Genomic DNA, 12,490 nt, shown 5'->3' with positions numbered 1-12,490 from the left:
ATTTTTTGCCTCTTCGCTCCGCCCGCGTCCATTTCATAAGACACCGCAAACGCCTTGTCTATTGGCGGCCACTTTGGCATCCTGGCACAAGACGGATCGTGCCGGTCTTTTCGGCCGATCCGGCCGGAACTTGAGCGCGGGAATGGCCCACGCCCGGAAAAAAGGAGCGCCCTATGGCCAGCGTCAACACCATCGTGTGCGCCGTGGATTTCTCGGAAGGCTCCCCCAGGGTGGCCGAATATGCCGCCACCCTGGCCAAGGCCACCGGTGCAAGGCTCGTGTGCGTCTACATTGCCCCGTCCCTGGCCGAATACGTCGGCTTCAACGTGCCTCAGGCGGCCCTGGACAGCTTTGTCGGCGACGTGGTCTCCTCGGCCGGGCAGACCATGGACGCCTTCGTGGCCGAGCATTTCGCCGGCTTGCCGGCCAAGGGGCTGGTCCTGGCCGGCTATCCGGCCGAGGAAATCCTGGCTGCCGCCGAGGAGCAGCAGGCCGACCTCATCGTCATGGGCACACACGGCCGTACCGGCATCGACCGCATCATCTTCGGCTCCGTGGCCGAAAAGGTGGTCAAGTCGGCCCGCTGCCCGGTCCTGACCGTCAAGCCCCGCGAGGAAGCCTAAGGCTCTACGGTTGGACCATGGTGCTTGCTGGGGGGATGAGAGAAGAGAAAAGATGCCTCCGGCGGCCGGGGGCCTGAGGCCCCCGGACCCCCCACATGGGCCAAACCTCGGCGTGATGGAATGCGTTCCGGCCCTGCGTCGGCAGGGCAATCGGAATATCCCTTCGGGGACGGCCGCTCTGCGGCCGTCCCCGTCACCTTGCCGCCTGCCCGCCACCCCCGCGGCCGGGCAAACATTTTTTGGAGCAGCCCCATGCAGCCCAGCGACCGGGTCCGGGAAGAAGTGCGCGGTTTCACGCCCTACGCCCCCGGCCTTTCCATGGAAGAAATCAAGGAAAAATACGGCCTGTCCCGGGTCATCAAGCTGGCCAGCAACGAAAACCCGCTGGGCGCTTCGCCCCTGGTCAAGCGGGTGCTGGCCCGCAAGGCCGACACCGTCTTTCGCTATCCCCGGGCCGGCAATCCGGCCCTCACCGCCGCCTTGGCCGCCCGCCACGGCGTGCCGCGCCAGTGCGTCGTGGCCGGCAACGGGTCGGACGAGATCATCGACCTGCTCGTGCGCGTCACCTGCCGCCCGGGCCGGGACAACGTGGTGGCTTTCGATCCGTGCTTTTCCATCTATGTTCAGCAGACGCGCCTGTGCGGCGTGACCCTGCGCCAGGCCAAACTCGGCGACGATTTCGCCTTTGACCTGGGCGCCCTGGCCGGAGCCTGCGACGACGACACCGCCCTGGTGTTTTTAACCAACCCCGACAACCCCTCGGGCTACGCCGTGCCGGCCGACGACGTCCTGGCCCTGGCCCGGACCATCCCCAAACGGGCGCTGTTGGTGGTGGACGAGGCCTACGCCGAATTCGCCGAGCCCGAGGCCGTCTATTCCACCATGGCCCGGTTTAACGAGACCGACAACGTGGTGGTGCTGCGCACCTTTTCCAAGCTCTACGGCCTGGCCGGCCTGCGCCTGGGCTTTGGCGTGCTGCCGCCGGACATCGCCGACTATCTGCTGCGGGTGCGCCTGCCCTTTAGCGTCAACCTGCTGGCCGAGGCCGCCGGCCTGGCCGCCCTGGAAGACGTGGATTTCGTGGCCGCAAGCCTGGAGGCCGTGGCCCGGGGCCGCACGCTTTTGGCCGAAAAGCTGGCCGCCCTGGGCTGCAAGGTTTTCCCGTCCCAGGCCAATTTCCTCATGTTCACGCCGCCGCTGCCGGCCGCCGACGTCTTCGAGGGGCTTTTAAAACGCGGCATCATCGCCCGGGCGCTCAAAAGCTACGGCTTGCCCCACATGCTGCGCGTCAGCATCGGCAACGACGAGGAAAACGATGCTTTTCTGGCCGCCATGAAAGACATCGTCGACAGCGGCTTCTAGAAGTCGCCCAAACGCAGAACTGATTTGCACAGCCGCCGATGGCGACATCGGCTCTCCACGGACGCCCATGAACACAGCCGACCACGCCGCCGCGCGGCGCATCATCACCATCGACGGCCCGGCCGGAGCCGGCAAGACCAGCGTGTCGCGCCGGGCGGCCGGAGCCTTGGGGCTGCCCTATCTCGACACCGGGGCCATGTTCCGGGCCCTGGCCCTGCGCCTGGGGCCGGGCGGCCACGAACTGCCGGAGAGCGCCATCGAATCGGCCCTTGGGGCCATGGCCTTTGACCTGGCCGGTCGCGGGACCGACACGCGACTGCTTATCGACGGCGCTCCCCTGCCCGAGGCCGCCCGCACCGAGGCCGTGGGGGCCATGGCCTCGAAACTGGCCGCCCTGCCCGTGGTGCGGGCCGGCCTGCGGGCCGTGCAGCAGGCCCTGGGCCGTCGCGCCGACCTTCTAGCCGAGGGCCGGGACATGGGCACGGCCGTGTTTCCCGAGGCGGCCTGCAAGATTTTCCTGGACGCCGCCGCCGAGGTCCGGGCCGCCCGCCGGGTGCGCCAGCTAGAAGCCCTGGGCGCTCCGGCCGACTATGATGAAATCCTGGCCGCCATCGAAGCCCGCGACCATCAGGATCGCACCCGGGCCGAGTCGCCCCTGGCCGCCGCCGACGACGCCGTGGTCATCGACACCTCGGGGCTGACGGAAGACGAGGTCCTGGCCGCCGTGACCGCCGCCGCCCGGGCCGCCGCGCCGTAACGCCCCGGGCCCATCCAAGGAGTCCCCATGCTCGACCGGTTCAAGAAAAGCCTGCGCCAGGGCAAGGGCTTCGCAGCCGAGGCCAAGTCCCCGTTTCCACAGCAGCCGGTTTTCGCGCCCTATGTCATGGTGTACACCTTAAGCGGCGACGGGGTGACCCTCCGCCGTTACGACGGCCTGGATAAGGACGAACCGTTTTTGCCTCAGGGCTGTGTCTCCTGGGTGCGGGTGGTCGGCGTCCACGACCCCGACTTGGTGCGGGCCGTGGCCCGGCGGTTTTGTCTCCATGCCCTGCTGGTCGAGGACATCCTGGACACCGGGCGTCGGCCGGTCATCGAGGACTACGACGAGCACATTTTTATCTTGCTGCGCCTTTTGACCTACGACCGGGCCGAGCAGCGCGTCCTGGCCGAGCAGGTGAGCCTGGCCGCCGGCGAGGGCTTTGTCCTCACCTTCCAGGAACGCGAGACCAATCTCTGGGACGACGTGGCCCTGCGCCTGGAAAAGGGCAACGGCAAACTGGCCAAGCGCGGCCAGCCCCATCTGACCCATGCCCTGGTTTCGGCCATTCTCGATGAATACATCCTGACCCTTGGCCAATTGGCCGAGGAGATCGAGGGATTCGAGCAGGAACTCCTGGCCGGCTCGGGCGACAACGTCCTGGCCCGCATCTACCACCACAAGCGCGAGGTGCTGTTCCTGCACCGGTCCTTGTGGCCCCTGCGCGAAGTGCTCGGCCGCTTCGTCAAGGACGAGGCCATCGCTTCCGATCCGGCTTCGGCGGTTTTGTGGAACGACATCCAGCAGGACGTGTATCAGGTCCTCGACGCCGTGGAGACCTTGCGCGAGATGCTCTCGGAGATGGTGGGGCTGTCCATGACCAAGGCCGAGTTGCGCATGAACGCCGTGGGCCAGTATCTGACCCTGGTGGCCACGATTTTTTTGCCGCTCAACTTTCTGGTCGGCTTTTTCGGCATGAATTTCGACAATCTGCCCTTCAAGAGTGAGGAGTGGGGCATCTATGCCCTGCTGGGGCTGATGGGCCTGACCGTCGTCGGCATGACGGCCTACTTCTATCGCAAGCACTGGCTGACCGGGGCCTCGTCGGGCGAGGCCCGTTAGGGTCGCCCCATTATTCGGCCGGCGGCAGCTTCGGCTTGGGCGGAAACTCCGTGAAGTAGCGCTCCACGAATTCGTCGATGACGAGGTCGGGCTTTTCGGCCTCCACCACGGCCTTGTCAAAGACCCGCATTTCGCGCGGCGTGGAAGGGTAGGGCCAGACGTAGACCGCCTGGCGGAAGTGCTCGGAGAGAAAGGGCATGAGTTCGTGGGCAAAGGAGTCCCGAAAGACCACGGCCGAAGGCAGCGAGGGGTCGCCGGTGCTCATGGTCACCGTGGGCTGGAAAAGTGCCTTGGGGATTTGGGGATTGGGCACTTCCACGGCCCGGCGCGGGGTTTTCGGCACAAAGGTCACCCGCTCCTCGGGGAAACGGTCGCTTAGGGCCAACATGCTGGCCAGACCGCCGGTCAGGCCCGGGGTGATGCTGATGTCGTAATCCCCCCGGATGGTGGGCGCGAATTCCGGCCGCCACCGGGCCAGGCGCAGCATGATCTCAATATAGCCGGCAAACGCGCCGTAGGTCGTCCAGTGGGTGTCGGTGCGGTAGTAGGCCAGGGCTTTTTCCTTGACCGTGCGCATGGCCGGGCGCAGGTCCAGGATATTAACGCCGGCCGACGCCAGGGCGTCCACGAGCTGGTCGGTGCGGTCCCGGGGACTGGTCTTATTGTACTGGGCCGGCAGATGCTCGGGATAGACCGTGTGCTTGTTGGGCGCCACCACCAGCAGATAGTGGATGCCCCGGGCGGCCAGCCAGTCCTGGCGGTCGCGGTAGACGGCCACCCAGCGGGCCAGGTCACCTGGGCTGTACAGCCGCGTGGCCCGGTAGTCCTCCACCACGTTGAGCTCAGGATTCTCCTGGGCCAGAAAAAGCCAGTTGTCCTTGCCCCGGATCACGGTGTGGTAATGGGAGCTCGCCTGCAGGATGTCCAGGTCAAGGAGATTTTGCAGGCGCACAAGGTTTTTGCGAAACCCGTAGGTCTTGTCCAGAAATCCCCGCTGCAGCACGTTGAAGGCCTTAAAGAGCTGGGCGAACGAAATTTCTGGCAGCGGGGCCGGGTCGTTTTCCATGAGATCCACCGGCGGGGCGATATGAAAAACGCCGTCCAGGGCCGGCAGCGTAATGAACACGAGAAAAATGAGCGCCGCCGCCGTGGCTGTGGCCTTGCGCCAGCGGCTTGAAGTCTGCGGCGTTGTCATGGCGTTGCCCCATCCCGAGGTGCGGGCTTGGCCGATAATCCGCTTTGTACGCCCAGTCGCCGGAACGCTCTGTAGAAATGCAGCATGTTCAAATTGGTGCGGCCTAGAACTGGAAGTAGATGAACGGGTTGTGGGTGCCGCTGGCCAGGGACATGGCGCACAGCACAAAAACCGTCGGCAACACGATCAGGCTGGCCAGGGCCTCCAGGCCCAGGTTGACCGCCGCACCGGCCGGCCGCGCCGCCAGACGCTCCTCCCGCCACCGCACCACCCAGGGCACAATAGGCGTGACGCCGATGACGGCCAGGCACAGCACAATGACCACCTTGGGGTTGAGGAACAGCCCCATGTGCCACACCACCCCCGAGCCCTGGCCGAAGCCGGCCATGGCCTGGAGGAAGGTCAAGGCCTGGGGCAGGGTCTCGGCCCGGAAGAACACCCAGGCCACCATGACCACCACCATGGTGTAGGCGTGGGCGATGACCGCGTTGCCCTGGGTTAGGCGCTTGCCCAGGGGGAAGCGCTCCAGTACCGAGAAAAAGCCGTGGAAAAGGCCCCAGATGACGAAGTTCCAGCTGGCCCCGTGCCACAGGCCGCACAGAAAGAAGATGGCCACCAGGTTGCGGTACATCTTGGCCTGGCCGTCCCGGTTGCCTCCCAGCGGAATGTAGAGGTAGTCACGAAACCAGGTGGACAGCGAGATATGCCAGCGACGCCAGAATTCCTGGATCGACTTGGAGATGTAGGGGTAGTTGAAGTTCTCCATGAATTTGAAGCCGAACATGTGGCCAAGGCCGATGGCCATGTCCGAATACCCCGAAAAGTCGAAATAGATCTGCAAAGTGTAGCACACGATGCCAAGCCAGGCCACGGGCGTGGTCAGATGCTCGGCCGGGATGGCAAAAATCTTGTCCGCCGGCAGGGCCACCACGTTGGCGATGAGCACTTTTTTGCCAAGGCCGATAATGAAGCGGTTAATGCCCTTTGAAAAGCGTTCGATGCCCACGGTGCGGTGCAGCAGCTGGGCCGCGATGTCCTTGTAGCGGATGATGGGGCCGGCCACGAGCTGCGGGAACAGCGAGATGTACAGGGCCGTGCACGGCAGCGACATCTGGGGCGGCGTCTGCCGACGGTAGATGTCCATGAGGTAGGAAATGCAGTGGAAGGTGAAAAAGGAGATGCCGATGGGCAGATGCACCTGCCCCACCGTCATGGTCGGCAGCCCGATGCCGCCAAGCACCAGATTCATATTGGCGACGAGGAAATTCGTGTATTTGAAAATGATGAGCAACAGCAGATTGAACGCGATGGCCACGCCCATCTCCACCTTGGCGTTGCTGCGCTCGTGGGCCTTGTAGATCCAGATGCCAAACAAATAGTTGGCCACGATGGACAGCAGCATGACGACGACGTATTCGCCCTCGCCCCAGGTGTAGAAAAACAGGCTGGCTGCCAAAAGCACCCAGTTGCGCAGATGCGTCCACCGGACGCTGGCGAAATACAGGGCCAAAACAATGGGCAGGAAATAGAACAAAAAGGATGCGGAGCTAAATACCATACGGTTGGGTGGGGGGGTAGGGGGTTGCCCGACGCCGCGCTTTCGCGCGCGCCGGCCTGGAGGCCTTTTGTCGGGGAGGCCTTGCCCGGCGTCTCTCGCGGGTGATCGGTCTTACTCAAGGACTTGCGCTTTGACAACTCCCGGCCTTGGCAGACCGCCATTTTCCAGCTACCAAGCTCCATGCCCTCCCAAAACCGCCAACCGACCGTCGACGACATTCGCCGCCTGCTCGCCGAACTCGATCCCGCCAGCATCTGGCGGCCCGTCCATGGCCCTGACGGCGAGCGCATCGCCGCCGCCGGCGACGGCCGGGAGATTCCCGAACTCGACGAGTATATCGGCAATCTCGACCTGGCCGGCAAGAGCGTGGCCGATCTTGGCTGCAATCTCGGCTACTTCGCCTTTCTGGCCAAACGCCGTGGCGCGGTCAGGACGCTTGGTCTGGACATCGACCCCGAGGTCATCCGGGTGGCCTGCGCCATCGCCAGGCTCCACGACACCCCGGACGTCACGTTTACGGCCTGCGATTTCCTGCGTGTCGTCCCCGAAACCCCCTGCGATCTGGCCATGCTCATTGATTTCATCGGCCGCCAGATCATCGCCAAGGGGCGGGTCAAGGCCGTGGTCGCCGCCGCCAGGAACTGGGCCTCGCGCGAAATATTTTTTACCCTGCGCCCGGTCTACGCCCTTGATGATCTGCCCGTCACCCGGGAAACCCTGGAAGCACTCTACCCCGGGTTCGTCCATGACGACGCCTTTTATCTGGCCGAATTCGTGGCCCACGAACTCGGAACCCAGTGGTCTCTTGCCTGTCTGCCAAACGGCTCCTTCGCCGTCTCGCCCACCCAGCGCCGCTTCAAGGCCGCTTTGCTGTTCACCAAAATTCCCGGCTAATCCCCGACAGGGCGACAGGGCGGCAGGGCGCTGCTCTGCACCCGCACGGGCGCTGCCCGTGACCCGGCAGGGCGCTGCCCTGCACCCGCCGGGGGGATAATCCCCCCGGACCCCCTGGCCGTCTGTGGCGGGCGGGGGGCCGACAAGCGGGCGCGGCAGGCGCGGCGGGCGTGGCAGGAGGAGGGGTTGAAGCTCCTCGTGGCGAGGCGTTACCGGGCCACGACGCGGTCGCGGCCGCTTTGTTTGGCGTCGTACAGGGCCGTGTCGGCCCGGGCGACGAGGCTGTCGGGAGTGTCGTCCGGGCCGGCGACGGCGACCCCAAAGCTGCAGGTCAGGCTCCCCACGGCCGGAAAGCCATGGCGGGCCACGTCGCTGCGCAGGCGCTCGGCCAGTTTGGCCGCTTCGGCGACGTCGGTGCCTGGGGCGATGATGAGGAATTCCTCGCCGCCGTAGCGGCCGAAGGTGTCGTGGTCGCGCACATGGGTCGTCACCAGCCGGGTCAGCTCGGCCAGCACGGCGTCGCCGGCCGGGTGGCCGTAGGCGTCGTTGACGTTTTTAAAGTGGTCGATGTCAAAGATGATGACGCTTAAGGACGCGGGATGGCGCTGGCTGCGGTGGAATTCCCGCTCCAGGGCCTCGGCCAGGCCGGCCCGGTTGGCAATGCCGGTGAGCGCGTCGGTGGCCGCCCGGATGCGCAGGATGCGCCGTTCCTCGGCCAGGGGCGTGATGTCGGTGAACGTGATGATGGTGCGGTCGAGTTCGGGGAAGCCCACGGCCGAGACCAGAAACGTGCGTTCGCGCTCCCCGCTGGCCGGGGGCGGGGCGAAAACGGCCTGGTGGGTGCGGCCTTCGCGCAGGTCCAGGAGCTTTGTCCAGGCCAGGTCGGCCGGATCGAAGGCCCGTCCGTCGAGTTCCAGCACGCGTCCGGCGTGGCGGCTGTCGCGCAGGGCGGCCAGATCGGTCGCGCCAAGGAAATCGAGGAAGGTGCGGTTGACGTAGTCCAGGCTTTCGCCGCCAAGGGTCAGGATGAAGTTGGGGTTGATGTCGAGGATGAAGCGGAACATGCCGGCCCGGGCTTCGGCGGCCCGGGCTTCGAGCAGGACGGCGGCCTGTTTGGCCAGAAGCTTGAGCAGGCTGTCGGCGTCCAGGGGTTTGATCACGTAGCCGTCGATGCCGATCTCGATGGAACGCAGGAAGAATTGGGCGTCGCTGTGGGCCGTGACCAGGATGACGGGCACGGACGGGTCCATGGCCTTGATGGCCTGGGCCATGTCCAGGCCGGAAAGCCGGGGCATGTTGATGTCGGTGACCACGATGTCGGGGCGGTCGTATTTGAAGGCGTCCAGGCCCTCCATGCCGTCGGCGGCGGTGCTGACGCGGCCGGCGAAGCGCGACAGCAGAAGGCTCAACTGCTCCCGGGCGAAACGGTCGTCCTCGGCCACCAGGATGTGCAGGGAACGCAGGCCGCGAAGGCCCTGGGGCAGGTTCTTGCGTTGGTTCATGGGGCGTCTCCGGAGCGGTCGCTGGTGTGGGCTAGGGGCAGGGCGGCCACGAACCGGGCGCCTTCGGTCCGGTTGGCCACGGTCAACACGCCGCCCATGTGGTCGGCGACGATGATGCGCGACATGTACAGGCCAAGGCCGGTGCCGTCCTGGCTGCCCTTGGTGGTGTAGTACGGGTCGAATATCCGGTCGAGGATGTCCGGGGGAATGCCGCCGCCGTTGTCGGCCACGGCCACCACGGCCCGGCCCAGGCGCTGCATGACCCGGATCTCGATGCGGCCCCGGACCGGCTTTCGGGCCAGGATGGCGTCCTTGGCGTTGCCCAGGAGATTGAGGACCACCTGGGCGAATTCACCGCGCGGGCCGTGGACCACCGGGTCGTGGCGGGCGATGAAACGGACCTGGATGCCGTGCTGGGCCAGACTGGCGTCGATAAGCAGCAAGGCGTCGCTTATGGCCGCGACCACCCGGAACGGTTCCGGTTCCCGGTCGGGTTTGAAGAAGTTGCGGAAGTCGTCGATGGTGGCCGACATGCGGCGCAGGATGTCGTAGGCCTGCCGGTGGGCGGTGTCCAGGGCGGCGGTATCCTGGCATACGGCCTCGTATTCGAAACGCAGGTTGGCCAGAAGGATGCTCAGGGCGTTTAAGGGCTGCCGCCACTGATGGGCGATGTTGCCGATCATTTCGCCCATGGCGGCCAGTCGGGTGCGGTTTAAGAGCAGAATGTCCTTTTGCCGGTTTTTCTCGGTTTCCTCGCGCACGCGCCGGGCCAGATCGCGGTTGAGCGCCGAGATTTCCTCCTGGCGGGCGGCCAGGGCGGCGGTGACGCGCTTTCTCTCGGTGACGTCGCGGATATTGGCCAGGATCTGGTGGCCGGACCCGACCAGGATGCGCCGCAGGTAGATCTCGACGTCGATGAGGCTGGCGTCGTGGGGACGCCGGGCCTTCCATTCGAAAAAGCGCTCCGCCCCGGCCAGGGCCTCGCGCCAGGCGGCGGTCAGCCAGGCCTGGGGCATTTCCGGCGCGGACAGGTCCCGGTCGATGCGAAGGGCCGGCAGTTCGTCGCGGCGCAGGTCGAAAAGCTCCAGGGCCTTGTCGTTGACGTCGATGACGGCCCCGTCCTGGTCGTGGAGGAAAATGGCGTCGTAGGTGCTGTTGAAGACCTTGCGGAAACGGTCCTCGGACAGGCGCAGGCGTTCCTCGCCGGCCCGGCGTTCGGAGATGTCGCGGAAAAAGGCCAGGATGGCCGCGCGTCCGCCGTAGGTGACGGGCTGGGCCGATATGTCGGCGTGGAAGACCTCGCCGCCGCGTCGCCGGCAGGGCACGTTTTCCTGAAGTCGGCGGCTGCCGGCGGCGATGTCGGCAAAACGCCGCCGGGCCGCCTCGCGCTCCTCGGGCGGATGCAGGGCGCAGGGTTCCAGGCCGGCCATTTCCGGGGCGGTGTAGCCGAACATGCGGCAGGCGGCGGCATTGACCCGCACCATGGTCCGGGCGGCGGCGTCGGCGATGATCAGGCCATCGGAAGTTTCGTTGTAGATGGCTTCCAGTTCGGCGTTGGTTTCGCGCAGCCTAGCCAGAGCGTCGCGGTAGGCGGTGATGTCCCGGGACAGGGCGACCAGTCCCCGGGGTGAGCCGTCAGCGTGAAAAAGCGGCGCTTTGGTCACGTCGTAATGGCGCATGGTCCCGGCCGGGGCGGCCATGGAAAAGCCGTAGACCGTGCCCGAACGGCTGGCCCAGGCCCGGGCGTCGGTTTCGGCCCCGGTGGCAAAAACGTCGGGGTCCAGGCCGGGAATCGCGGCCAATTCCCGGTCCGTGCGCCCCTGCCACTCCAGCCCGGCCAGGCCGTAAGCCTCGATCTGGGCCTGGTTGGCCACGATCCAGCGGCCGGCGGCGTCCTTGAAGCAGACCGGGTCGGGCATGGCGTCGAGCAGGGTTCGCAGGCGCTGTTCGCTCTCGGCCAGTTCCCGGGCGGCCCGGCGGCGTTCGGCGCTTTCCAGGGCCAGGCTCAACATGTCCGAGAGCGAGCCGGCAAAGGCGATCTCGTCGTCGGACCAGCGGCGGGGTTGACCCAGATGTTCCAGGCACAGCACTCCGGTGGTGCGGCCGCCGAACCGGAACGGCGCGTCCAGCAGCGCGGCGATGTCGCGGCTTTTGAGATACCCCTGGTGAAAGGCCCGGGTCAGGGGCGCCACGGCGGCGTTGTCGGCCACGATGACCCGTTCGTGGAGCACGGCCGCGAAATAGTCGGGATAGGCGGCGCAGACGAGTTCCAGGCCTTCGTCGGCCCGGGCCGTGCCCTGGCCGATCTGGCAGACGAGACGGTCATGGGCCGGGGTGAAACGCCAGATGCCGGCCCGGCCGACGCCCAGGACGGCCATGGCCCGGCGGAGCAGGGCGGCGGCAAAGGGCGTGAATTCGCCGCTTTCCAGGGAAGGCGCGCCGCTTAGGTCGAAGATGGCCCGGGCCTGGGCCCCAAGGCGCACCATGCGGCCGGTGAGTTCCTGCTCGCGGCGGTTGATCTCCTGGAACAGCAGCTGGGACGGCCGGTTGATGCCGACCACCAAAATGGCCTGGCAACTGAGGCCATAGCCCAGCACCTGGAGCAGCCGACTGGTCATGAGGTCGCCCCCGGCCAGGGCCTCAGCCGCGCCGGCGGCGGCCAGGGCGGCCATGGAGGCGACCAGGAGCCTGGCCAGCACCGGCGGCATGGCCAGGCGATCGCGCCAGATGCCCGCGCCGGCCGTCAGGAAGAGCACGGCGGCCAGCCCTCGGGCGGCGGCGGCCAGGCGCTCGCGTCCGCTGGCTTCGGCGGCGTTGGACAGGCCCCAGGCGTCGAGGTAGCCCAAGGCCAGCAGGACCAGGATCAGGCTGGCCGTGAGTCCGGCCAGACAGGCTCCGGCCGCCGCGACGGACAGTGTCCGGCCCCGGATAAGCCAGGCGCCGCCGGCCAGACCGGCGGCCAGGGTGAGCTGGCTTACGGCGTGCAAGCCGACGCTGAAATCGCCAAGGTAAAGCTCCGGCATGGCGGCCAGGGCCAACCGCGCGCCGTCCAGGGCGGCCGCCGCCAGAAAGGCCATGCCGAGCACCAGGAACACCCCCTGCTCCACCTGCCGGCGGGCGTTCCAGATGACCAGAAACGTGGCCATGCCGGCCACGGCGCAGGAAAGGTCGGCCAGCACCGTCAGCAGTTGGCGGTTTGCCCAGCCCAGGCCGGCCAGCACGGTCAGCACGGCGGCCAGGAGCAGCAGATCGGCGCGCAGGGGAAACGCCGGTTCGGGGGGCAAGGCGGTCGGCGACGGCGTCATGGTCATGGAAGCCGTCTCGCCTGGGCAACGGGTCGGGACGCGTGGCGCCCGGGATCGGGAGCGCATCCGCGCGAGTCCTTATGCGACGACCTGGACATGCTGGCTGGCTCCGTGGCCTGAAGTTGCCGAGATTGATACAAACTTTCATTTTCTACGTCGGTCGGGAATGGGC

At 66.6% G+C, this 12,490-nt stretch carries 9 protein-coding genes; 5 read left to right on the top strand and 4 right to left on the bottom strand.

The window, feature by feature from the left end; all coding sequences use genetic code 11:
- Window positions 1-173: 173 nt before the first annotated feature.
- The 4 genes from DMR_RS18440 to corA all read left to right on the top strand — a co-directional run bounded on the left by DMR_RS18440 (window position 174) and on the right by corA (window position 3,864).
- Window positions 174-623, top strand: coding sequence for a universal stress protein (locus DMR_RS18440; protein WP_015862556.1), 450 nt, complete (start codon window positions 174-176; stop codon window positions 621-623).
- Window positions 624-875: 252 nt separating this feature from the next.
- Window positions 876-1,985 (top strand): histidinol-phosphate transaminase, encoded by a 1,110-nt coding sequence (gene hisC / locus DMR_RS18435; RefSeq protein WP_015862555.1) that lies wholly within the window; start codon window positions 876-878, stop codon window positions 1,983-1,985.
- 67 nt (window positions 1,986-2,052) lie between these two features.
- Entirely contained in the window at window positions 2,053-2,742 is a 690-nt protein-coding gene (gene cmk, locus DMR_RS18430) for a (d)CMP kinase (RefSeq protein WP_015862554.1), read from the top strand.
- Window positions 2,743-2,769: 27 nt separating this feature from the next.
- Window positions 2,770-3,864 carry a magnesium/cobalt transporter CorA gene (gene corA / locus DMR_RS18425; RefSeq protein WP_015862553.1) on the top strand — a complete coding sequence of 365 codons (1,095 nt, stop codon included), beginning with the start codon at window positions 2,770-2,772 and terminating at the stop codon, window positions 3,862-3,864.
- 10 nt (window positions 3,865-3,874) lie between these two features.
- Here corA and DMR_RS18420 read toward each other — a convergent pair whose 3' ends face one another.
- Window positions 3,875-5,059 carry an alginate O-acetyltransferase AlgX-related protein gene (locus DMR_RS18420; protein ID WP_015862552.1) on the bottom strand — a complete coding sequence of 395 codons (1,185 nt, stop codon included), beginning with the start codon at window positions 5,057-5,059 and terminating at the stop codon, window positions 3,875-3,877.
- A gap of 103 nt (window positions 5,060-5,162) precedes the next feature.
- Complete coding sequence (locus tag DMR_RS18415) at window positions 5,163-6,617, bottom strand: MBOAT family O-acyltransferase (RefSeq protein ID WP_015862551.1); 1,455 nt, start codon at window positions 6,615-6,617, stop codon at window positions 5,163-5,165.
- 180 nt (window positions 6,618-6,797) lie between these two features.
- On the opposite strand from DMR_RS18415, the gene DMR_RS18410 reads away from it, so the two are divergent.
- Window positions 6,798-7,511, top strand: a complete 714-nt coding sequence (locus DMR_RS18410; RefSeq protein WP_043601928.1) for a class I SAM-dependent methyltransferase — start codon at window positions 6,798-6,800, stop codon at window positions 7,509-7,511.
- A gap of 209 nt (window positions 7,512-7,720) precedes the next feature.
- On the opposite strand, the gene DMR_RS18405 is transcribed toward DMR_RS18410, so the two are convergent.
- Together DMR_RS18405 and DMR_RS18400 are read right to left on the bottom strand one after the other, a co-directional pair.
- Window positions 7,721-9,013 carry a GGDEF domain-containing response regulator gene (locus tag DMR_RS18405; RefSeq protein WP_015862549.1) on the bottom strand — a complete coding sequence of 431 codons (1,293 nt, stop codon included), beginning with the start codon at window positions 9,011-9,013 and terminating at the stop codon, window positions 7,721-7,723.
- Window positions 9,010-12,324 (bottom strand): PAS domain S-box protein, encoded by a 3,315-nt coding sequence (locus DMR_RS18400; protein ID WP_043601094.1) that lies wholly within the window; start codon window positions 12,322-12,324, stop codon window positions 9,010-9,012. The genes DMR_RS18405 and DMR_RS18400 overlap by 4 nt, the downstream gene beginning before the upstream one ends.
- Between the last annotated feature and the right edge of the window lie 166 nt (window positions 12,325-12,490).

Origin of the sequence: Solidesulfovibrio magneticus RS-1 (assembly GCF_000010665.1) — a bacterium.
In the GTDB taxonomy this organism is placed as follows: Bacteria; Desulfobacterota; Desulfovibrionia; order Desulfovibrionales; family Desulfovibrionaceae; genus Solidesulfovibrio; species Solidesulfovibrio magneticus.
This window is presented reverse-complemented; position numbering and strand designations above follow the sequence as displayed.